This is a genomic window from Mesorhizobium sp. AA22, from assembly GCF_001672375.2.
GTDB lineage: Bacteria > Pseudomonadota > Alphaproteobacteria > Rhizobiales > Rhizobiaceae > Mesorhizobium > Mesorhizobium wenxiniae.
In genome coordinates, this window is record NZ_CP048406.1 from 5,832,097 (window position 1) to 5,855,360 (window position 23,264).

Here is a 23,264-nt window from a genome sequence, read left to right on the forward strand (position 1 = left end):
CGATGAGCGCTCGAGATCGAGAGCTTCGGAGGCACGGCAAGAACGGCTGAGAAATGCCTGGAAGCTTCGTCCAGGCATTCGTCAAGTTTCCTCAGTGGTTCAGAACGACCGTCATTGCAAAATCAGTTCGGTTCAGTAAGATTCTTGTTCTGTTTGGGTCATCTTGAAGGACTAGTGTCTGAGTCGCAGCGGACCGTCCAGAGGCGCGCAAGCCTTTGGTCCTGATCGAACGGAACGCGTGACAGCATAAGCTCGATCTTTAGTCCACGGTGGTGCTACGTTGCCTAGTTCTCCGGCGCGTGATTTGACGCCGAGATATGGCGGATCGAGCCGGCGTCCTCAGCAGCACCGCAAATTGTGCGTGATTGCATCCATGTCGTGGATGTTCTTTATCGAAGCAATCGATTTTTCTGGCTGTCCGATGATGAATATGAAGCGTCACTTGGCGTGGTGGGCGCCATCGGAGTAGTTGCATGGAATGTTTGTCCAGTGTGGCCCGGGTGCCGAGGCGATCTCCGGTGAGGTCGACCATGTGATCAGCAATCGAACGGCAATCGACGGTCGTGGAGACAATGAGCACGGATTCGGCCAGCTAGCTGGGACCATCTACCTGATTATAGCTGCTACAAACCGCATGTGGTCGGCGAGCACGGCTCAGCTGAGGCCCCTGCCGCCGTGAGGGGTCGAAGCACCGCCTGCGAGCTATATTCATCTGCTTCCAAGATCGTGAGGATGTGCTCCGCGTCGCGGAGGCTTTGGGAGCTCATCTCGTCCTGGAAGCGGACCAAGACCAAGTTTGGCAACGGTGTTAAACCGTCCTCATAAGGGGAGAGGTAGGCGTGGCTTTCCTGTTCCAGCAAAATCCGGCCGCATACCGAACCTATAAGGAGCTGGAATTCAGGTCGGACCTTCGCAAGGCGTGCACCACGGATCAAACGCCGTTTCCTTGGGGAACATGGCTCAGTTCCGACAAAGCAATTGTAATCGCCCTAGCTGCCTCGATTGCGCTCTTGGTCGGGACGCAGGGGCCCCAGATCAACGACGCGGTCCTAAGCCAGCTGCGAACGATTCAGATCAACGATGCATTGCTCCGGCGCGACGTCGCCCGCGCTCGGACCGATATGGCATTGGACTACCGTTCGGTTGCTTCTACCGGACAGGCATTGCAAAGGAATCGTGAATACTTGCAACGCCCTCTCGACGTTTCGCCCGATGAGAGCTCCGGGCAATCCAAATTGCTCGCGCAGCTCATAAACTCGATCGAAAACAAAGAGGCTGCCATCTCAGCCTTGATCAAGCAAAATCAGCTTATGCAAAGCTCTCTCGCAGATCTTGCTCGCTCGATTGGTCGCCTCGGGGGGGCACCCTTGGGCAGGGTTGAACTTTCGAAGCTGATCGTGTTTTCGGCTGAACCGGGGCTCACCCTCGCATCACAGATGGATCAGCCTCTCGACCGATTTGCTCCGAACCAGGCCCGAGCTGCCGCGGATGCTTTGGGTAATTTCCTGTCTTCTTTATGGAGGTTGGACGAAGCTGCCAATCAGATCGCATCCCTCGACACGTTCTCCATGGCAGCCGAACTGGAGCGAGAGCATCTGAAAGGCTACAGCTTGGCCAACGCGCAAGCGCAGCGTACGCGACTTTTCTTTGGCTTGGTGTCCATATGCCTTTGCTTGCTTGCGATCATTCGGTCCTCCAGGCAGCATCTGCGGACGAACCGGTTGAAAAGGCGGTTGGAGCTTGAAGAGGCGTTGAATGAGATCGAAGCTCGCTTCAACGATAGTAAAGCAAAGAACGCCTCGGCGCGCTTTTCCGCCGAAGCAGCGCTTAGACTCGTTCAACGCGTTTTCGATGCGGATCAATGCGCGCTTGCTCTGGTGGATCCGAGTCTCAGCAGGCATACCGAGTGCTTTATGGCCAACACGTGCATACCCGTCTGGAACGTCGCGCATATTGATCAAGTCGTTTCACTTGTCCGCCCCGGACGGCCAGTGTTTCGCGTCATTCCGGCGGCGGAAATGGTTCGGACCGCCATAGGCACTTCCGGTGTGTGTCAAATTGTTGGATGCCGGGCCTCCGATCAGCAGGCTGTGGTTTGCATCCTTGTTTTTGAAGGAGATCGCTCACTCCCCTCAGCAGACGACCTCCGGGTTCTTGCCAATGCTATTGTGCGTTTAAGCAACCATCTTGAAATGCAACGTGTAAATGCGGAATGCGACCTTCTGGTGAGTCGATGGGAGCATGTGGAAAGGCTGAGGACTGTCGGCACAATCGCAAGCGGCGCCACACACGAATTCAACAATATTTTAGGAGCAATAATTGGATACTCAGAGATTGCCCAAAGTCTTGTGCGTCGTCCCTCAAGACTTCGTAACCACATCGATCAAATCATCTTAGCTGGACACCGAGCCAAGCTGATCGTTGACCAGATTTTGTCACTCAGCCGAAACCGACAGCGCGTGGCAGTGCCTTTCAATGTCTCTGAAATTCTTATGGATCTTGCGCCATTGCTGCGGGTCACAGTTCGTGCCGATGTTCAGTTGAACTTCAAGATCAACGAGTGGCAAACGGTGGTCGAGGGCAGCCCAACCGAGATACAGCAGATTCTCATGAACCTGTGCAAGAACGCGTCGGAGGCTGTCTTGAACGAGGGCCGTGTCGAGGTTAGCGTTTCTCGCGCCCAGGTGTGCCAAACCAAGCCGCTGGCTCAGGGAACCTTGAGACCTGGAGATTACGTTCTCATCTCCATCAGCGACAATGGCCCAGGAATCGCAAGTTCGATACTTCCGCATGTCTTTGAGCCCTTTTTTACCACGCGCTCTTGCGTCGGCGGGACCGGGCTGGGTCTTGCCGCGGTTGACAGGCACGTGAGCGCGCTCGCAGGATGCCTTGACGTCACCTCGGCTGTTGGCCGAGGTACGCGCTTTGATATTTACTTACCGGCCTCCGAGGAGGAGCCAGTCAGCGCTGACATCGCTTTCGGTCCCTACGAGGGATCACTCGGCAACGGAGGAATCATTGCAGTCGTGGAGCCCGATCCAGCAGAGTTGGAGATCTACAAGGACAAGGTCGCCGCGCTGGGTTATAAGCCGGTCGGCTTCGCGACCTTCGAAAGTCTTTGCAGCTGGATCGAGAGCGGGAAAGCAGCTGACCTGCTAATCTTGGGTAAAATGCCTTTCCTCGAGCGAGGACAGGCCGAATCCGTATGCCCCACCCTCATGACGGTGCCTGTCATAGTCGTCGGTGAAATCGACCCCATGCCGGTCACATCTGATAATCAGGCCTTCGTCCTTTGGCTAGCGAAGCCGGTCTCGTCCAGGACAATGGAGCATGCAATTCGTACAATGATCATGGCATGATGCCGCCGGCTCGCTCGGGCCTCAAGCAATCCGGGAAGGCCTCTCAAAAGACATCGAAGCAGAATAAAATGACGCGTCACATCACCGACTTATCGATCCCGAGACGTTGTTTCAACCTTAGTGCTTGTTGAGAAGGTCGGCTACTGTCTCTCCCCGTCGCCGGGCATCAGCGGCGAGCCATACTTCTCCCACCTCATACACTTCGCCTTGGGTACTGAACGGGACAATGACGTCAACGGCAGCCGACAGCATGTCAAGAAGCGTGCGGTCTTCCACAGCGGCTCCTTGCGCGCTGCTCTTGACGAGTGAAAAGAGCTTCTTGAAGCCTTGGACCGGATCAGCCCCGTGGATGGTTGATATTGATCCCGCATGGCCGGAGACGACTTCGCTAAGGTAAGCCCAAGCAGCATCATCGCGCATCTCGCCGAGCAATATTCGATCAGGGCGCATGCGCAAGCTGGCCTGCAACAGTTGCTCGGCTGTCACCGCACCTAAGCCTGTTCGGTCCTTCGGATAGAGTAACCGGACATGATTCTCGTGCGGGATTGCAAGCTCGAGCGTGTCCTCGATACTGATCAACCTCTCTTGGGGGGGTATAGCATCGATCAAAGTCTTGCTCATTGTCGTTTTGCCGCTTCCAGTAGGTCCGCAAAGCAGCATCGTGAGCCGCCCGCAGACGCAGGCCCGCAAAAATTGCTCCAAGTCACCATGGTCGTAGTGCTGAAGAATCGTTTCGTCCTGCCGCTCCTGGCGCTCTTTTCGTGACCGCCATTGATTCCAACGCGAGTGTTCGTAGCGAGAAGAAACTTCCTTGAGTTCAGTCACACGACTTGAGGGACGCCGTATCGTCAGGCTTATTGTTCCTGAGGGAACGGCGGGCGGCAAACAGATCTGCAACCGCTCTCCGTTCGGCAGCTCAGTCGCACAGAGGGGGCTTTGCGGTCCGACATCTTGCTTGCGCAGCGCTCCAGCGAGGATCGCGATGTCCTCCAGATCGTCATAAGACAGCGGCAGCGGATGTTTCGTGAAAACGCCGGCCTGTCGGACAAAGGCTTCCCCAGGCCGGTTGATAGCGACCTCTTCGGTCCTTGGCTCCTCAAGCCATTTCAGAACGGGCTCGAGAAGCAAACGCAATTGAGGATCAGCCTCCGATTGCATTATTGTCTCTCCGGCGTTTGCGATATTGGGGGGCTGGCGCGACGGCAGTCGCTCTAAGATCGTATACATCTGAGAAATCGAGGTCCCGAGCCACAAAGATGGATACGGCATCTCCCTGGTTTTTCTTCAGGGTTGGCGGAACGTTGATCGTCGCTCTCAGTGTCGTCTCGACGGCTTGTCCACCATTGCTCTGAAAGCTGTTGATGCCGCTTCCTCCGCCAGAGCTGGCCGCGTATTGACCGGCCGCCTGAAACGCGCCTTGGATGACGCTCATGAGCATCGCTCCGCCAAAGCGTTGCCAGAAGTGATTGTCCACCGTGCCAGGCATTCCGGAGCGGCCGAGCTCGTCAGCGCCCGGCGATGCTATCGAAACGAGGGCATGGTCAGGTGTTTCGATGCGCGTCCACAGCACGAAGACACGCGCATCCCCCTGCTGGAGACCGCGCTGGATCTCGCCAATCACGGTCGTCCCGCGATCCAAGAGCACGACATTGTTGGTGGCGCCGCGGACGTCTTTTGGTAAGACGCACTTCACATAGCCGGGTAAATTTGTGTCGACTGCCGTTTGCAAAATGCAGGGAATGATCGTTCCTTGAGTAATCACGAGATCAGGGTGCGGCATAAGTGTGGCCCGGCTCGGCTCCTGTATATCTGGCTTCAATCGGCCTGACAGATCGCCACCGTTTGAAATCTCATCCGCGGTCGCGGGAGTATCCTTATGGTTGTCTTCGCTCCGCTGACCGTCATTGGGCATTTGACTGCTGCTACTGTAGGCGAAAATTGGCGTTTCCTCGGGCGGCGGATCAGCTGGCGCCGGTGGGGGCGGCGTGGATGGCGCAGCATCTGCCGCCTGGGCCGCCTGTACGGGTGCTGGAGGTTCAGGAGCAATCTCAATTGGCACAGGGCGGAATGGCTCGGCGTTGGCGACAATTGGCGGTTTTGGCTGAGACGGATCGTCTTGTGTGCCGGGACGACCTCCGAGCCAGATGAGCGATAGAGATGAGACGAGAACAAGAGCAGCGACGGCCAACTTCTGCAATCCCGAAACATGCCGGCGGGCCGGCTCCGAGACCATCGATCCGGATGCATGGACATCATGTCCCGACTGTGGGCCGGTTTCGTTCATCGGCCCGAGCCTTTCAAAACGCGCCACACGTCGGGTGTCACTGTACCGGTCACTGGCGCTCGTCCCACAGGATCATAAGCCCTGTTGAAAATGGACAAGACCGTATTGCCATCTCTCAGACGCCATTCCCGGGCGACTGCGGATACTTCAACATAGTCCCCTTTGACCGTGTAATTGGCAGCGGCTTCTTTGCCGTCGGGATTGATAACGTAGAGGGAGGGTATGCGGGAATTGCTTGCGAAGCCAAATACGGTCGTAAAGCCATTATCGAAAACTTCCAGCGGCGCCAGCGATCGATCGCCCTTTGCGACGTAGTGGAAATTGCTTTCGTCCGGACTGGCAGTTGCGGCGGGCCGATTCAACAGATCCTGAACTCTCTCGTCTTGCAGCACTTTCGCCCGGGCCTGACCAAGAATCGAGCGCCTTTCTGCTTCCTTTCTCTGAGCAGCAGCCTCATCAGCAGGATAGGTGAACTGCACACTGTAATATAGGTCAGGTTGCTGCTCATCGAGTTTTGGCATCGCTTTCGTTGAAATACTGAAGACGTATCTCCGTGTACCGGACTCACTCTCGGCCAGCACGATGACCGGCTGCGGCGGGAGCATCCGGCTAGCCTTAAAAAAGAGATAGTTGGCGCGCGGGAGCGCAGCCAGGTCTTTGCTGTTGGAAACGGCCACGGCTGCGACGGTCTCGTTGGCCGCGAATGTGACAACCAGCGTTGCCCCCACTGCGGTCGATAGGCGCACCACTTCGTCGGGACGGTAAGCCAGGTAGCGCATTCGCGCATCATGCTTGCCGGCAAGTGGCGTGTCTTCCGCGCACGCTTCCATGGTTAGGAAAAGTGAACAGGCCAGCGCGAGAAATGCTCTTTTTGTCATGGCTGCGCATAGCCCAGGTTCGATACGCTATCTTCCGAGGCTTGATAGGACGTGACGAGTAGACCTCCCGGATTGGTGAGTCTCGATTGGCCAGGCAGACCCGTCAAGCGCTCGTAGCGGATGGTAGCTGTCCAGGTGGTCACTATCGGCATCTGCCCATCGACAACAAGCGTACGCTTGTATCGGATCTGTTGAACGTCCGGACTGATGTCGTTTGAGGAAATATGCCCGACCTCGAGCTTGCCGCGCTTGCCGACCGTGACTTGCGGTGAGGTGGGATTCGGATAGTTGAAGAAATCTTGATATTGCTGTTGCACAGCCGGTGCGCTGAAACTGGACACGAGGTCATAGGCATATTGGGCTGTATCTGCTGTGTAGCCCTCGCGCAGGCGTACATATTCCCACAGCGAAGCATTTATGACGGCTCGATCTTGGGTTGCCGGCAGTCGAGAGATTGACACTTCGCTGTCAACGGTCCCATCCGGCCGTACCCAGAGGAACACAGGTACGAGCTTGGCCAACGGGACCATGGCAGCGATGGTAAATGCCTGGGCAACATTTCCTAGGACCGCCGCTGCGGCAAAGGCTATCAGGGCCTTTGACAGGCGCCGCGCAGACTTCGCTCGTGAAGTTTGAAACGCTTCCACCTTCTTGTAGTGGGCGGCTAGCGTTTCTCTCTCCACCAGAAGGGCATGTTCAGGAAATTTCACTTGGGCTCTTCCGCACATTCGACCTGAAGATCCTCAGGGGTGGTTTCCCATTGTCCCACGTTCAGTTGGAATGGCGCACCCGTGCAGGTCGCAAGCCGGTCGGTTGTCTTGCAGGCCGCCAAAGCGAGGATTGACAAAAGTAGATAAAGTTTCATTTTTGGCACCGCGCTTGTCGATTGGTTAACCACCCGCCGTTTTGGCAAAGTGGCGATTGAGGTTGTTAAGAGGTTGGTTCGCACCTGCCCAAGAGCCGCCGGCGATGCTGCTGGCGATCGTCGGAAGCGCGACGATCAGAGCGTCACCAGCCAGGAAAAGCATGTCGAGCTCGTAAAGCCCGATGATCTTGGCTGCTGTCGTGCCCGAGAATTTGATCACCCCCAGCATGAATACCAGCGAGGCTGCTTCGGCAGCGATAACTATCGTTGCAACGATATTGAGGAGGAGAAGCAGCAGCCCGTACGAGAGCAGTTGGCCGATCCATCTGGTGGCTATGTCTCGAGTGTGATCAAAAAGGTAGCCTACAAGGACCAGGGGGCCGATCGCCAAGAGCACCTTCGTCAGGATTCCAACGGCATCGTAAATCTCGAACGCTGTCCACAGCGCGCCGTAGAAAATCCATTGCGCTCCCTGGAAAGCAAGTATGTCCTGGCCGTTCATAGGCCCAATTTCGGAAGCAATCACCTGAAAGACATACTGACTTGAAGCAAACATGAAGTCGAGCTTCTGGGGGATCGCCATGAAGGGCAAGTCGCTGCCACTGATGTGGTGAGCCAACCTCGGGATCGTGTCGTCGAAGACCGCTTCAATGTACTGCTGGTAGTTGGCCTGCCCTAAGATAAGAGCAACGACAATCGATACCATGATTACGCGCGAGATACCCCCGCGCGCATCGACTTGACCACGCATGACCAGACAGCCTTGGATTATTATCCAAAGCGTGACACACGCAACCAGAGGCGCACTGACCGCCTCTTGGATCTTTTCAAGCACTTCGTGCAGCCCTAACGTAAAGGCCTCATGAAAGATCGTGTGTATAGCCGTGAATGGCGCGGGAATTTTGAAATTCATGGCGTGAGCCTGATTTGTCCCTGATCAGCGCAGCTGAGCCGAATGAACTCTGCGTGGTTTACGGGAGGATGCTAAACATCTTGGCGGTGTCCTGGCGTTCGCGACGCTGCGTGGCGGCCTCCTCCGCGGCGTGAAGGCTGCCTTGTGCAGTGGCCATCGTCAGCAGACTCGTGGCCTGGGCATTTTGGATAATCGCATCATGAATCTGCTTGAGGACCAGACCGTTGGTCACGGTGGCCTGCACAATATTTCTCGAGCTGGAAAGCTGACCAAGCGTGTTGTCGTTAGCCTTAAGGCGCTTGTCCATTACGCCCAGAGTGTCGGCTGCAAGAGCTGCGGCATTGGCGGCACCAGCGATTTGCCCCTCTAACAGTTTCGCTTCTGCATCGGTGCCGGTGACTCTCCGAGTCGGGTCCTGCGCAATGTTACGCGCCATGGTCGAAACTGGCGCCCGAGCATCAAACATCTGCCCCTCCAGCGTATTGCTCGACGGGTAGTGATTTCCTTGGTTCAGTGTGCCCAGCAGTCCCGTGACACCGAATGACGACTTTAGCATATCCACCATTTCGATCGTGGTAGCGAGCGTCGTGATTGACCTCTCAAGGATCGCCGCATTGGAAATCGCTGTTAAGGTCACTTGTGTTTCTGTTACCGGGTCGCTGACGACAAATTGCGACCGGGCCTGTGTGCTAAGCAGAAAGGAAGCAGCAAGCGTTGTTGCTGCAAGCTTGGCAAATCTCATGAATATTCCTCCGTCAGTCTTGAATTTCGTGGTAACGAGCCATGAACTTGTCGAGCCACCCACTTGGGGCATCTCCGTACTGGTCACGAAGCTGGTCGGCAAAGCGCACGGTGTTGGCCCGCCCCGAGAGTACGGCTACATATTCGCGCATCTGCCCAAGATCGAATTCGCAAACAACACTCCCGCTGTCGCGCTTGAGCAAAAACTTGCGGCTGCCAATTGCCATTCCGTGGCGGATTGCCTCGAACTCCTGCGTAGTGCACTTCAAGCCATCGACATACGCCGCTCGGTCCGCCGTCGGTGATGGGTAGAAAATCTTCGTCATGCATTGTGCAACGAGACTAGCTCCGAGGGGCGATTCAAGCACGTGTTCAGGCTGCTGCGTTGCGAGTATGCGTGTTCCGATGAAGCCGGCCACCGATTCCGATTTGAAGCCGGCCAGTCATTCCGATTTCATTCCGGCCGCCATTCCGATTTGAAGGCGGCCATTTTTCGGACTGATCCTGGGTCTCGTTGATGTTTGGGTTGGGTTTTGTTTCAGGTCAAGCTTCGGTGTTTTCGGGGACGATTGGCGGGCGCTGTTTTCGCATGCTTTCACCGGTGAGATCGATGCGATAGGCGTTGTGAACGAGGCGATCCAGGATGGCGTCGGCCAAAGTTGGGTTTGCAATAATCTCCCACCAGCGATCCACGGGCACCTGACTTGTGACGATGGTTGAGCGTCGTTCGTAGCGATCCTCAATGATCTCCAGGAGATCGCGGCGTTGGTCATCATTGAGTTTTTCCGGTCCCCAGTCATCGAGGATCAGCAGGTCGGTCCTGGCAAGAGATTTGAGGATCCTGCCGTATCGCCCGTCGCCTCTTGCAAGCGCGAGGGCGGCGAACAGCCTGGGAACCCGGTGGTAGGCGACTGAGAAGTCTTCGCGGCAGGCCTGGTGGCCAAGAGCGCAGGCAAGCCAGCTTTTGCCGACGCCGGCTGGTCCGGTGACAAGAAGACCGTGATGCTTTCTGATCCAGTCGCAGCCGGCAAGCGCCATGAACATATTGCGGTCGAGGCCGCGTGCGGCGCGGAAGTCGGCATCCTCGATCTGCGCGTCATGGCGAAGCTTGGCAGCCCTGGCGCGAGCCTCGAAACGCTTCTGGCGGCGCATGGTCGCCTCGCGTTCGAGCAGCATGGCAAGCCATTCGCCGTGCTCGAGGCCGCGCACTTCGGGCTGCGTGTCGAGTTCCTGGAAAGCGGTTGCCATGCCGTAGAGGCCGAGCTCTCGCAGCATGTCGATGGTGGGATTGATCAGCATGGGTGGATCTCCTCAATGAAAGTAATCAGGGCCACGCAGATTGGCGTGATCGACGATGGCGGTTGGTTCGGTGGAATGGCGTGCGGCCTTGTGATTGGCGATGAGCGAAGCAATGCTCTTGCAGTTCAAGCCACCGATCTCGACAGCGCGGGCTGACACGGCTTCTGCCCGATTGCGATCGATGTCGCGAAACAGGCGCAGGATGCCCAGACATGTTCGAAAGCCCTGCTCTGGATGCGGACGGCTGGCGAGAATTGCGATGACCAGGCCTTCGGTCTGTGGCCCGATCGACGTGGCCCAACGCCGAAAGCGCTCCGGCGTCCATTCGGCATAGCGCCGGTGGGAACTGGGCATGTGATCCGGATCGGTTCCATGGCGAGGACCTCCATGGCGGCGCTGATGCACCGCGACGCGCTTGCCGCGGTGGAAGATCTCGATGGTGCGCGCCGTTGCTCTCAGATCGACCTGCTGACGAATGAGGCTGTGGGGCACGGAATAAAAGAAGGTCTTGAACTCGACGTGATAATCCGTCGAGACGCGGGCCAAACGCCATTCGGCAAACTCGTAATCCTCCAGTGGAAGACTGGCCAAAGCCGGGCTCTCGACGGTCTCGAAGAGCTGCCGGCGACTGACGCCCAGCCGGCGCATGACGTGGTCGTTGATGCGATCGAGCGCCTGGGCAATGGCGGCATTGGCCTCAGCCAGCGAGAAGAAAGTCTGGTTGCGCAGGCGCCCCAGAATGCAGGACTGGGCGAAACGCACTCCATTCTCCACTTTCGATTTATCCCGAGGCTTTCTTGGCCGTGCCGGAAGAACGCCGACGCCATAGTGGGAAGCCATCATGCCGTAGCTGCGATTGATCTCGGGATCGTAGAAACTAGCGCGACTGACGCCAGACTTCAGATTGTCGGGAATGACGAGTCTGGGAACGCCGTGAAAAAAACGAAACATCCGGACATGCGAGCCAATCCAGTCGGGAAGCGTTTGCGTCCAGGTGGCCTCGGCAAAGGTGTAGCTGGACGCACCCAGCACCGCCACGAAGATCTCCGCCTCGCGGATCTCGCCGGTCTTGCGATCGACAATCGGGATCTTCTTGCCGGAATAATCGACGAAGACCTTGTCGCCGGCCGCATGCTCCTGGCGCATCGTCGGCGAAAGCCGCTGCTCGAAACTGCGAAAGAGTTCGCAGAAGCGACTATAGCCGTAACCGTCGGGATGCGACCCACGATACTCCTCCCACAGGATGAGCAATGTGACGCCGGGCTTCTTGAGCTCGACCGCAAGATCGGCCCAGTTCGGTTCCGTGCGTCGCCGCGTGCCCTGTTTGACGCCGTTGCGACTGAAGAGCTTGTGCTCAAGCGCATCGTCGGTCAGCTCGCCCGGCAAGGGCCAGCTCAATCCAACCGCGGCTGCACGCTGCAAATTATCCTGCACCGTACTGCGCGCTATCCCCAACACGACCGCAATCTCGCGGGAGCTCGTCCCGCTTCCGGCAAGCCGCAGCATTTGTCTCAATTGTCTCATGGTCAGCCTTCTCTTTGCCGGCATCAAAATGTCCCCGTTCATGGCGAGGTGATTGATGCCAAAGTTGCTGACCCAGGAGGTAATCTTCAGTGCCGAAAACTGGCCGGCTTTTGATTGGAATGGTGGCCGGCTTCAAATCGGAACGGTGGCCGGTCTTTGATCGGAATGGCGGCCGGCTTCACGTCGGAATCCGCAGCGAGTATCAACATCCCGTTGTTTTTGCGGACGGTGAGCAAGAACTTGTCAATAACAGCCGAGAACTGGGGGTTGAGCAGATAGAAACGAAATTCGTCGCAGCTCATGACAAACCGACGGCCATCGACAACAGCGCCCACGCGATGCAGAAGATATGCGGCGGCCGGCGCACAGACCTCCTCAAATTCCAGGAGCTGCGTCATGTCGAAGCCTGTAATGGAGGCATCCAGCCTTACTTCGTCCACATCGCCGTCAAACGCCCATCCAAGCGCATTCCCTCTACACCACCGCTGCAGCCGTGCTCCTGCGCCCTCGGAGGGGCTGTGCAGCAGAAATTCGCGTAGGCCCGCAAGTGAGCGCATGACGGGGTCGAACGAAAGTTGACGAACAATGCCACGTTCCAATCGACGGCTTTCCTCCGGCGAGATCGGACCACGGCCGTCACTCTCGATCAGGGCCATCAACCATTCGCGCAGAAAATCCAACGAGGCGGAGGTGTTGTCCAGTCCACGCAGGGGGGCCAAGCCGCTCGGAGTGCCTCTGCGCAACGCCAGATATGTCCCTCCCGTGGCTCGAACCAGCAGTTCACCACCCCGGTCCTTATCGAAAAATACGATGGCACCATCGCGATCGACCACGCTTTGCTCAAGCATCGCGAGGATAAACGTCATCAGCGTCGTCTTGCCTTTGCCGACGGGTCCGAATATCGCCGTCATGCCGACGTCATTCTCATGGGGGATGTAGTCGAATGAAGTTCCACCGTTCGTGCGAAAGCGCGCAACCGCTTTGCCCCAGTGGCCGGAAGTGGAACCGCTTGGGAAGTTTTCAAATGACACAAGCCCGGCAAAATTGTGCGAGGTGATCGCCCCGGGGCGTGTGCGCCACCTGTTGTTGCCCGGAAGTTGGGACCAGTATGCGGCCTCCATGCCGATACCCTCCTGGACGATAACGGCGCCCGCATCGGCCAGCCTTGCGCGCGCATTGGCTGCGCGATCTGCAAGGCTGTTGAGGCTCTCGGCATGGACGCACAGGCTCAGATGATGCGAACCCATGACGAACTCGTTGCTTGCCAGTGCGTCCTCTGCCTCGGCAAGTTCATTGATCTGGGTGAGAGCCTTGTCGCCGGCGCTCGTCATCTGGCTGGACTTAAGGCTAAGCTTCGCATGAGCTTGTGGCCGTGTGAGGAAGGAAAAGCTCTGGCTGAGCACAAGCGGGAAGTTGGCCGACAGCAAGGGATTTAGCATGCCTGGCCGCGTCGTCGCCGGATATTCACGGAATGAAAACAATGATCCCACGGAGCTATCCCCAGGTCTTTGAATCTCAAGCGCCCGCTTCCCGCAGATGACCTGGTCAGTGTAGATCGAGGCGCCGAGTGAGCCGGTAACCATCGGAACCGGAAGAAACCGGCACGTCATTATCAGCCGAAGCGCCTCACCGATTTCGGTGAAGAGCACGTTGCCTTTCTCACGAATACCCAACCGGCGCAGACCGTAACCGCCCAGTGAGCCAGCAATGATCTGCCAGAGGTCTTCCAGGCTTCGAATTTGGGCGGCTAGATCATTGTCATTCCGGCTGGGGGACTTGAAAAGCCGCAAGCCGATCTTGCCGATTGCGCTGCGGGGGAACACGACGACAGTGAGGAAGTGATCGTTGCGAAAGAGCTTTCCCGACAGCACACGGCGCTCGTAGGCCTCGCTCAGACTGCCAGCGAATGCACTTTGAAACTGGCGCGGCGCTGGCGCCGGCACATCATTGTGTCGCACAAGGTGAGCGTATATCGAGACATTGTCATCTGCGATGTTGCGCAAGAGAGTGTTGAACGCGCGGCAGCGCGAGTTGCGCATCTCAGCGTCTTCCAAATCAAACGGCAGCCCGTTCACATGTGCCATGGCCATGATCGATCCGTCTTCCAAAAGGACAACCTGATCGCTTAGATGACCGACATACGGAAGGTAGATCTCGCCAGATCTCTCGGTCCGGCCACTGGCGCCAAACATTACACCATTCCTCTTCCGCGTTTCGGCACTCTGATCGGATTGGCGCTGACGCTCGCGCCGCCCCAGACCGGCCCGTCCACGCTTCTGCCGGCCGTTTGCAAATAGAGGAACGCGACGCTTGCGGCGTTATAGTCACGCTCAACAATCAGCCGTGCTCCGAACCAGAGTGGCACGAGCACGACTTCATAAAGCGGGTTCTTAAGGATAATGATGATGAGCCCCGCCAGCATCATGAGCGCTCCGGCCAGTGTCAGCGGCACCCCCAGAAACAGTGCGGGGCGTGTCGCCGCCACATAGAGGGTGCTCACTTCCAACCGGTCGCTCATCAGCCACCGCCTATGAGCGCCTTGCCCAGGAAGCTGGCGCCAAACATGATGACAATTCCTCCAACAACACCCGCAACCAGGCCAAGTGAAGCACGACCGAACATCCAGGAGATGCCGATGGCCACGAGTCCGAGCACGGCCAGTGATTGTCCGAAGGGACCAAGTATGAAGGCGCAGATATTCTGGACCATCTTGGCAGGATCCGTCCCTCCGGTCACCTGGGCCGCGGCCGGCCCGCTGGAGAAGACCGTCCACGCGACGCCCGCAGCAGCGGCCGGTACATATTCAGCCGCCATGCGCAGCATGGAAAAAGGCGAAGGAACACGCGTTTTAAGTGCACGAAGTATTTTGAGTGGCTTCATCATTGTATCTCCATGTTTCAATCGAATACGAGTTTGTTCGGGTTCGAGGGTTCCCGCTCGTCCGCAGCCTGGCTGCCTGTCGGACCGGAGGGATCGGCCCCGGAGCGGTTTCGCTGATAGGAGCCCCAAACGTCCCACGAATCTTGTGCGGGCTGCTTTTCATTAGTCTGTTGGCTCTGTTCGAGCAGAGGGGGCACGGTTTTCGGACCGGCTGCCTCAAGGCCTGGCACATCTTGAGCGGTCGGCTCCAGCGTTCGCTCAAGGAGACTTGACATGTCCTTTGCGGCCGACTCGACCTTGCGTACATAACCGTTGGTGAAGCCACGCGTGACGTCGCCCGTGTTATAGGCCGAGATGGCACGGCGAAGCGCCAGTTGCTGTGCCACAGCAGTCGTGCCGCCGGCATACCGGCTTTCAAGTAAGTGGGCGGCAGCCGAAAGCGAGGCGCAGGGCTCGAAAGCTTTTTCCGGCGTGAGATTGAGCATGGGAAAGTTGTTGCTGTTTATCTGCATCAATCCAACATCGACAGAATGTTGTGCTTCGAGGCGGTGCTTGATGCCCCGCGTGGCTTCCAGGTGATCTATCCAGCGAAGCTGCTCACCTGTGGTGTTGTCATGAGCCACCAGCGTTTCAAAGCCACTTTCAATCTTGGCAATCGCGGCGAGGGTGGACGGCGCAACCCATGGAGCGCATTTGCGCGACAGGCTGTGGAACTCACGGGGAGAAAGTGGCGCGGGCTCGGCTGGGAGTGACATGGATGTCAACAGGACGATGGCCAGGGGCCAAGCTGCAATAAACATTCCCTATTACCTGCCTTTCCAAGCCGCCGCACGAGTTCTGCCCCTGTCCGGCACGCGCTTATCGGGGAGGTTTGTTACTCTGTGATGTTCAATTTCAGCTTTTCGGTTTCAACTGAAGCAAAGACCGTGTTGGTGTCAGCGTGGGTGGAGCAGCTTGCGCATGCGTGGGGTGGCGCCGGCCCGATCAGCCAGCGACATCTGGAGCATCTTGGTACGATGACTCCTGTGCGGGATTGCTCGTCCCGGCCGTCCGTTGCTCCTGGACCGTGGCCCGCGACTTCGGCGTCATGGATGGTGATGGGACCTTTTGTCAGCGCTAAGCCAAGGACAAAATGGGAAGCTTGGCGGGTTTGTTCAGGCTCGGGATCACCGTGGGGAATCGACGAAGGCGCTAAAGCAGCCCAACTTTGCCGATATGCTGCCGGTGCTTTAAGAGACAGCCATGCGCGGCCCTGCACACTCAGATCATTGTTTGAGACCGCGAGCTCGTCCGCGAAGCTGGCTCGAAGGGGCAAATCCGCGGGGGCGAGGGTCAACTGGGAATACGTGGCGGCGCAGCCCACCTGGTGCGAGCCTGGTTCAGCTGATCGGTCGCGCCGCCAACGGGTGGATCATGCACAGTCCCATCGGCAGAAAACCGCACGCCATTAACGGAGTCCGACGGCGCAATGGACAAGCATAGTGACACCCTCCAGATGGAGGAGTTGCAGTAACTGAGAAATGTTAGCCCGGACGTTCACCACAATCGGCGACCTGCCGGTCGCCCGAAACAGCATTTGGGCCGCCGGCCACCTTGGACGAAGCCGGCTTGGCAGGAGACATACTATTTGGCACAAGGCCGCTGCAGCGAATCACGGTCTTCTTCCGCCGACCGCCTTTCCGATCAACCAAACGCCGCGCTGCTCAACCATGTCCGAGCTGGATCCACGAGCCGGAGGATGTCGAGATGATCCAGGTCCGCAAACTCCAGGATGACAAGGATGCAAGGGCATAGCAGGAAACTTGGCATCCATGAGGTCGAACTCGAATGGTATTGGCAGGCCTGCACCAACGGGGGAGCTCGAAGCGAAAAAGCGAAGGACCACACGGCAGGGTCATCTCGGCGCTTGGACCTGTCTGGTGGCCACGGGCTGCCTGGGTGCGGTCAATTCGCCACGGATGAAAAGACCAGGACGAGCACGGCCTCACATTGGCCGCAGGCAACGGCGAGTGATATCAAGGGGCAGCTGTTCTGCGTCGGTGCCCCAGGGTTGCTCAGAAACAGGTTTAGACAAGGGGATTCAAGATTGAAGGTGTGCCGTTGAAACATGTTCTTGTCATTGACGATGATGCCGCAATGCGGCGCCTCATCGCCGGGTATCTCACGATGCATGCCCTGAAGGTAACCGCAGTCCACGATAGCAAGCAGTTTGACTATGTTCTTTCACATGAGGCAGTCGATCTCGTGGTTGTTGACCTTAACCTAGGCCGGGAGGATGGACTTGCGATTGTCCGCAATCTGGCGACAAGATCGGATGTTCCTATCATAGTGATCAGCGGCGACCGGCTTGATGAGGCGGAAAAAGTGGTTGCACTGGAGCTCGGCGCAACCGATTTCATTCCCAAGCCTTTCGGGATGCGCGAATTCTTGGCCCGCATTCGAGTAGCGTTACGCGAGCGCATTTCCAGTCCGCGAACCAAAGATCAGCGCTCATTTCGCTTTGGGGCCTGGAAGCTCAGCGTCAAGCAGCGGCGACTGATCTGTACGGAGCGTGGCGAGGTCAAGCTTACCGCATGTGAGTTCAATCTCTTGATCGCATTTCTGGAGAACCCCCGCAACGTGCTATCCAGAGAACGGCTTTTGCTCGCGAGCCGTGTGCGTGGAGAAGAGGTGTACGATCGAAGTATCGATGTCCTAATCATGCGCTTGCGCCGAAAGCTGGAGGCTGATGCGGCCAATCCTCGCCTAGTCAAGACATGCCGTGGTGCAGGGTACTTCTTCAACGCTGACGTAGACGTTAGCTACGGAGGCACCCTGGCCGCGTGACAGGTAGTTATGCTGGAGATTGGCTGACGAGGCTGTTCAAGCGTAAGACCGTATGTCCGCTTCTGCCGGTGAGGTGGCTCGCCCTACACTGCGCGTCCGAGGGTTGCTCGGGCGGGCCGAGCCGATCCTCATCACAGGAGGACGAGCCGTGGCAGATTATAGGGAATGTTGCGAAGCAGAGGAATGCCGTCGCGATTGCGGAAGCCGGCCGGGAGGGCGAGGTTCGCTTCTTCGGCGAGGTCGATGCATCGGATACGAGCATGCGCCGCGTTATCCAACGGATCGCCGCCAAGTTCGATCGGATCCACCTCTGCTACGAGGCGGGCCCAACCGGCTATGGCCTCTACCGACTGATCCGTTCCCTTGGCCATGAATGCACCGTAGTCGCGCCATCGCTGATTCCAAGGAAACCTGGCGATCGGGTGAAGACGAACCGCCGGGATGCTCTTTCATTGGCAAGGCTGCTGCGCGCCGGCGAGCTGACCGCGGTGTGGGTCCCCGATGAAGACCACGAAGCCATGCACGATCTCGTTCGCGCCCGGGCCGCCGCGGTCGAGAGGCTGCGGGTCCATCGCCAGCAGGTGGGCGCTTTCATGCTCAAGCATGGTCGTGCCTATCCACGCAGGAAGAACTGGACCATGCGCTAGCTGCGTTGGTTGCAGGAGCAGCGGTTCGATTATCCTGCACATCAGATCGCACTCCAGGAGATGGTCGAAGCGGTGCGCGTCTCGAAAGAGCGTGTGGAACGGCTTGAGCGCGTGATCGAAGAGTTCATCCCGAACTGGTCGCTGGCGCCGATCGTGCGAGCGCTCCAGACATTGCGTGGGGTCGATCTGATCGTCGCCGTAACGTTCGCTACCGAGATCGGCGACGTAAGCCGTTTTGAGAGCCCTCGCCAACTCATGGGGTATCTCGGCCTCGTTCCCGGCGAGCGATCGACTGGAGAGACAATCAGGCGTGGCGGCATCACCAAGGCAGGCAATGGCCGCGTTCGCCACATGCTGGTCGAGAGCGCCTGGACGTATCGACACCCTCCCCGGATCGGCAAAGCGAAGCTGTACCGGCTGGAGCAGGCGCCGCCGAAAGTCGGTGAGATCGCATGGAAGGCTCAAGCCCGCCTGACGACCCGCTATCGAAAGCTGGTCGGGCGAGGCAAGCGAACGACGGTGGTCTGCACGGCGATCGCCCGCGAACTAGTCGGCTTCATGTGGGCCGTCGCCAGGGAGGCACGCTCCACCTGATCGCTCGCCGCGGCAGTGTACACCTCGCGCATGGGCGGAGGCGGGACCACGGCAGGGGAATGCCCGTCAGACGCTTTGTGGCCGGCAAATTGACCGACGCCCGCAGTAAGATAGGAACAGCCCCGGACGCACAATCGGGAATGCGGTAGCCAACCCGCGCATCAGAGCTTGATCACCGACGTCCTTCAGTTCCGCCTCCTCCCATACGCGATCATCAGCACGACAGCCGCTCCCCGGATCGGATGATTTTGTGCGCCCACAGCGTTGACAGCGGTCATCAGAGCGCTGTTCTCAGGCCACGGCTTTGAGCTCGGGCGCCCGGATGCAGGCCCAAGGCAGCAGGTCGTTGATCTGGCTGTTCGGATGGCTGTTGACGATCCTGGTGAGGACGTCGGCGAGATAGCCGAGTGGCTCGACACCATTGAGCTTGCAGGTTTCGAATCAGCGACGCGATGACTGCCCAGTTTTCGGCACCGCCGTCTGAACCTGCAAAGAGCGCGTTCTTGCGGTTGAGCGCCATCGGACGGCTTGAGCGCTCGACGGTGTTGCTGTCGATCTCGATGCGGCCGTCGTCAAGGAAGCGCGAGAGGCCTTCCCAGCGTGAGAGCGTGTAGCGGATTGCCTCGGCGAGCTTGGTCTTCTGACTGATCAGGCCGAGCTTTTCGCGCAGCCAAGGTTCAAAATCGGCGACAATAGCGCGGCTATTTTCCTGACGCATCGCGCGGCGTTCATCGGCCGATCGGCCGCGGATATCGTCCTCGATCTTTATAGAGGTCGGCGATCCGTCTCAGCGTCTGGGCGATCGGCGAGTTCCAGGCCTACATCGCCTTCCAGCAGTGCCAGCCTGATCAATTACGGCGAGAGCTACCGGTCCGGAGATCGGATCAGCGCCTCTGTCGTCAAAAGAGCCGTTCTGTTTGACCCCAGCCATGGAGCTCAACGCCCCGCGTCGGAGCGCTCTCTGCTTCTGAAGGAAGCCATTAGGTCGGCTCGGGCTTGATCGGAGGCTTGGTTGATGGACGTCGTGGTTGCTTCGCTCGGCTGCCGCCCCATGGCGAGGCTTTGCGGATTATCAGTCCTCTGCCTCTTCCCCGGTCTCAATAGCGCTGTGTAGTGTTCATTGTTTATGACGACGCCCCCGCTGTTCACGAGGTTGCTCCTGTCGAGTGTACTCGTCAGCTCGTCCTGGGCCTCGCGAGTCCTGCCCAAGCGCCGTTCAAACGGCGCTGGCGCGACTTGTCGGGCTTGCTGCTCTTGCAACACGGCTTGTTGCACCTGCGACGCGGCTCCAAAAGCTTCCGGGGGGATTGCGGCAAGCTCGTGCGGCAAGCGGCCCTGCCTCAGTCGGTTTTGCAGCGCCTGCCGATCGGCGACGAGGTCGTCGAGGTGCAGCGGCCGCAGCCGTTCCGGAAACTCTTGGTTCGCCAATCTCTGAACCAGCGCGCGCGTGCCGTCCACCACAAAGACTCCGCAATCAACACCGTTGTTCTGCCGGGCCATGGCGGGTGTCACCAGGGTGGTCGCGCCCAGTGTTGTTGCGAGCTCTCGTGCAGGCGCGTCATTGTATCCCCGTCCATAGCTCTGATGGATGGAATCGTAGTGATAGGCGACCGCTCTTTCCGGGTCGCGGCGATCAACGAGCAGCAGCGACCAATGCTCGTTGCGTCCATCAGTTGCCACCGTAGCCAAAGGGTTGCCACTGTTCACCGGCAGGAACACGAAGTCGGCTGCGACGTCGTTGTGATGATAGATGGACAGCAATGTAAGTTGCGGGTCCCGGTCGTGACGGCGCAGTTGCTGGGAGACCAAGGGATCCACCAGCCGCGTTCGGGCGGCGAGCGCTGGGTGGGCCTCCTGCAGGTCCTGCTCCAGCAACCGGTAATCCCTGTGGATATGGGCGTCGCTCAGCAGGTCGGCACCGAGCACCACCCCCTCGGGGAGGTTGGACGAACCTGACGGAAGCGCTGCGATCCGTGCATCGGAGGAGGTGGTCAGATTGACTAATGGAACACCGCGATAGGTGTCTGACAGCCTGGCGTTCGCTGGCGAGGCGGGTTCTGGGGCCTTTGCCAGTACTGCTGCCGCTGCAGCTTCCCTCATCGGACCGCGATCGACGAGCCAAAAGTCGTTGCCCCCTTCTGGCCTCTCGGCGGTGTAGCCGTGACCTTTAATCTCGTAGTTCCATTTCGGGTTTTCCGCATCCGGCAAGAGGCCATGGTGGTCCAAGAAAGGGAGCATCGCGTCTGGGACGGGCTGAGTCCCATGGGAGAAGCCTTTGGGGACGGCGAATGAGACGTTTATGGAGTTCTCGATCGCAGCGGGGGGTGCCTCAAACCTTGCTGAGGGCGCGGCCTCCGCATGCAGCCTTCCGATGTGTTCGGACCCAGTCCCTTGAACGGGTACCCCTTCCAATGGCAATTCACCCAACTGCTGCATGGGGGGCTGCATCGGCACGCGGCCGCCTGAATGGCCGATTTCGCTCAGCGGCTGCTGAATGGCGGCGGCTTGCGGCGTATTCAGGGCCCTCTGCCTCTCCGCTGGCCGCAACAGCGCTGTGGAATGTTCATTGTTGATAAACACCCGCTCGGGTGGCAGGTGGTTGCCCTGGTCAAGCGCATCCGGCCAGGGCCGGATCTGCTGTTGGCTGGCAGCTAACGCTGGCGGGGCGGCGGCCTCAACTCCGGCGTGCCCAGAGCCGGCCGCTGCGAAAGCGTCGGCCACGCTGCTGTTGAGGTTATCCGGTCCAGCGAGATTTCCTGGGTCGCCGAAAAAAGACGAATCGGCTTGATCATCCTGCCGTCGCTGAAGCACTTCGCGGAACCCCTGTTCCAGTCGCAGAAGCTCCTCCGGATTGGTTGGCGACTCGTCAGCTTGAGCGAACAGCCTCCGAGCCTCGGAAACGTCTGACGCGGGCTCCGCATCGCGAACCCGTTCCAGCGCTAAGCGGAGATAGCGGTTGCCTGGAAACAACCTCTCGGCGAATTCGATCCGCGAATAGTGATCCAGCCCAGAGATCGTCTGGCCCCGACTCTCAAGCGCCTCAGAAAATTTGCGAAGATTACGACCATAGATAGCACGGGTGCTTGAGGCCAAGCTGCTGTCACTGGTCACTTGTTCTAAGACATGCGCGTCTGCCTTTGAGGGCACCGGCACTGGCCACCGGCCAGTCGCTGAATAGCCCGGCTCATGATACGCACGCAGGACGTTCAACGCCGTCTTTATATCAACGTTTTGCGGAAAGAAAGTATCTAGGTGATCGACCAGGGATTGGTGATTTTTTAGATCAGTCGCTTGGCCGCGAGCGCCGAGATCATTCGCCAATCGGCGAAGCGCATGCGAGTATATTCGGAGCGTCGCCGCGCTATGGTGTTGCTGAGCCGCAGCGTGGGCGATCGCCTTATCAATCACGTCCCGGTGTTCGCCGGACAGATGGCGATAGCGGGTAGCACGGGCGCCACTCGCGACAGGTTCGGCTCGGCGCGGCTCGGCCACGTGCTGCTCAAAGCTCACGTGCCGGGCCTGGCCCGCATCCGGCAAGGGGTCATGGCGGCCCAAGAAAGAGAGCATCGCGTCTGGGACGCGTTGAAAAGAGAGCATCGCGTCTGGGACGCGTTGAAAAGAGAGCATCGCGTCTGGGACGCGTTGAAAAGAGAGCATCGCGTCTGGGACGCGTTGAAAAGAGAGCATTGCGTCTGGGACGCGTTGAGTCACATGGGAGAAGCCTTCGGGGATGGCGAATGAGATGTTTATGGAGTTCTCGATCGCAGCGGGGGGTGCCTCAAACCTTGCGGAGGGCGCGGCCTCCGCATGCAGCCTTCCGATGTGTTCGGACCCAGTCCCTTGAACGGGTACCCCTTCCAATGGCAATTCACCCAACTGCTGCATGGGGGGCTGCATCGGCACGCGGCCGCCTGAATGGCCGATTTCGCTCAGCGGCTGCTGAATGGCGGCGGCTTGCGGCGTATTCAGGGCCCTCTGCCTCTCCGCTGGCCTCAATAGCGCTGTGGAATGTTCATTGTTGATGATGACCCACCCGGGTGGCAGATGGTTGCCCTGGTCAAGCGCATCCGGCCAGGGCCGGATCTGCTGTTGGCTGGCAGCTAACGCTGGCGGGGCGGCGGCCTCAACTCCGGCGTGCCCAGAGCCGGCCGCTACGAAAGCGTCCGCCACGATGCTGTTGTGGTCACCCGGTCCAGCGGGCATCCCTGGGCCGCTGAAAAAAGACGAGGCGGCGAGATTATCCTGCCGTCGCTGAAGCACTTCGCTCAACCCCTGTTCCAGTCGCAGAACCTCCTCTGGATTGGTTGGCGACTCGTCAGCTTGATCGAACAGCCTCCGGGCCTCGGCAAGGTGCTGCTCATCGCCCACTTGCCGGGCCTGGTCCGCTTGCCCCTCTTCCAACCCGGCGTCCTGCACCTGCGACAAAGCTGTTACACGGGATGGATTACTATTTC

Annotated in this window: 14 protein-coding genes and 5 pseudogenes; 3 read left to right on the forward strand and 16 right to left on the reverse strand. The window is 58.6% G+C overall.

Features of this window, described 5'->3' with window-relative positions; genetic code table 11:
* Positions 1-839: 839 nt before the first annotated feature.
* Positions 840-3,359, forward strand: a complete 2,520-nt coding sequence (locus tag A9K68_RS27790; protein ID WP_065010593.1) for a two-component system VirA-like sensor kinase — start codon at positions 840-842, stop codon at positions 3,357-3,359.
* A 117-nt stretch (positions 3,360-3,476) separates the two neighbouring features.
* On the opposite strand, the gene virB11 is transcribed toward A9K68_RS27790, so the two are convergent.
* The 14 genes and pseudogenes from virB11 to A9K68_RS27860 form a co-directional block, all read right to left on the reverse strand.
* Positions 3,477-4,517, reverse strand: a complete 1,041-nt coding sequence (gene virB11, locus A9K68_RS27795) for a P-type DNA transfer ATPase VirB11 (protein WP_065010592.1) — start codon at positions 4,515-4,517, stop codon at positions 3,477-3,479.
* Positions 4,501-5,643 (reverse strand): type IV secretion system protein VirB10, encoded by a 1,143-nt coding sequence (gene virB10, locus A9K68_RS27800; RefSeq protein WP_065010591.1) that lies wholly within the window; start codon positions 5,641-5,643, stop codon positions 4,501-4,503. The genes virB11 and virB10 overlap by 17 nt, the downstream gene beginning before the upstream one ends.
* Positions 5,640-6,521: a TrbG/VirB9 family P-type conjugative transfer protein gene (locus tag A9K68_RS27805; protein WP_065010590.1), complete on the reverse strand. Its 882-nt coding sequence runs from the start codon at positions 6,519-6,521 to the stop codon at positions 5,640-5,642. The genes virB10 and A9K68_RS27805 overlap by 4 nt, the downstream gene beginning before the upstream one ends.
* On the reverse strand, positions 6,518-7,231 hold the full coding sequence (locus tag A9K68_RS27810) for a type IV secretion system protein VirB8 (RefSeq protein ID WP_065010589.1): 714 nt from the start codon (positions 7,229-7,231) through the stop codon (positions 6,518-6,520). Before A9K68_RS27810 ends, A9K68_RS27805 begins: the two co-directional genes overlap by 4 nt.
* A complete protein-coding gene (locus tag A9K68_RS27815; RefSeq protein ID WP_082982598.1) occupies positions 7,228-7,386 on the reverse strand; it encodes a type IV secretion system lipoprotein VirB7 in 159 nt (52 codons plus the stop codon). Before A9K68_RS27815 ends, A9K68_RS27810 begins: the two co-directional genes overlap by 4 nt.
* Positions 7,387-7,411: 25 nt before the next feature.
* A complete protein-coding gene (locus A9K68_RS27820) occupies positions 7,412-8,299 on the reverse strand; it encodes a type IV secretion system protein (protein WP_065010588.1) in 888 nt (295 codons plus the stop codon).
* 58 nt (positions 8,300-8,357) lie between these two features.
* The gene (locus A9K68_RS27825; protein ID WP_065010587.1) at positions 8,358-9,041 is read right to left on the reverse strand and encodes a type IV secretion system protein VirB5; all 684 of its coding nucleotides are present in this window, start codon (positions 9,039-9,041) and stop codon (positions 8,358-8,360) included.
* 13 nt (positions 9,042-9,054) lie between these two features.
* Positions 9,055-9,435: pseudogene (locus A9K68_RS27830) on the reverse strand (type IV secretion system protein VirB4); the annotation flags it as partial.
* A 148-nt stretch (positions 9,436-9,583) separates the two neighbouring features.
* Complete coding sequence (gene istB, locus A9K68_RS27835) at positions 9,584-10,339, reverse strand: IS21-like element helper ATPase IstB (protein ID WP_065008691.1); 756 nt, start codon at positions 10,337-10,339, stop codon at positions 9,584-9,586.
* Positions 10,340-10,351: 12 nt separating this feature from the next.
* Positions 10,352-11,863 (reverse strand): IS21 family transposase, encoded by a 1,512-nt coding sequence (gene istA / locus A9K68_RS27840; RefSeq protein WP_141246659.1) that lies wholly within the window; start codon positions 11,861-11,863, stop codon positions 10,352-10,354.
* 194 nt (positions 11,864-12,057) lie between these two features.
* Positions 12,058-14,055 (reverse strand): annotated as a pseudogene (locus A9K68_RS27845) (VirB4 family type IV secretion/conjugal transfer ATPase); the annotation flags it as partial.
* Positions 14,055-14,381, reverse strand: coding sequence for a type IV secretion system protein VirB3 (locus tag A9K68_RS27850; protein ID WP_065006389.1), 327 nt, complete (start codon positions 14,379-14,381; stop codon positions 14,055-14,057). The gene A9K68_RS27850 and the pseudogene A9K68_RS27845, both read right to left, overlap by 1 nt.
* Positions 14,381-14,746 carry a pilin major subunit VirB2 gene (virB2, locus tag A9K68_RS27855; protein WP_065006390.1) on the reverse strand — a complete coding sequence of 122 codons (366 nt, stop codon included), beginning with the start codon at positions 14,744-14,746 and terminating at the stop codon, positions 14,381-14,383. The genes A9K68_RS27850 and virB2 overlap by 1 nt, the downstream gene beginning before the upstream one ends.
* Before the next feature lie 14 nt (positions 14,747-14,760).
* Positions 14,761-15,543 (reverse strand): type IV secretion system lytic transglycosylase VirB1, encoded by a 783-nt coding sequence (locus A9K68_RS27860; protein WP_065006391.1) that lies wholly within the window; start codon positions 15,541-15,543, stop codon positions 14,761-14,763.
* Between the two features lie 1,300 nt (positions 15,544-16,843).
* On the opposite strand from A9K68_RS27860, the gene A9K68_RS27865 reads away from it, so the two are divergent.
* Both A9K68_RS27865 and A9K68_RS27870 read left to right on the forward strand, forming a co-directional pair.
* Positions 16,844-17,569 (forward strand): response regulator, encoded by a 726-nt coding sequence (locus A9K68_RS27865; RefSeq protein ID WP_082982151.1) that lies wholly within the window; start codon positions 16,844-16,846, stop codon positions 17,567-17,569.
* A gap of 155 nt (positions 17,570-17,724) precedes the next feature.
* A pseudogene (locus tag A9K68_RS27870) lies at positions 17,725-18,810 on the forward strand (IS110 family transposase).
* A gap of 291 nt (positions 18,811-19,101) precedes the next feature.
* Here A9K68_RS27870 and A9K68_RS27875 read toward each other — a convergent pair.
* Positions 19,102-19,619: pseudogene (locus A9K68_RS27875) on the reverse strand (transposase); the annotation flags it as partial.
* Between the two features lie 127 nt (positions 19,620-19,746).
* Positions 19,747-23,160 (reverse strand): annotated as a pseudogene (locus A9K68_RS27880) (Ulp1 family isopeptidase); the annotation flags it as partial.
* Positions 23,161-23,264: the final 104 nt, after the last annotated feature.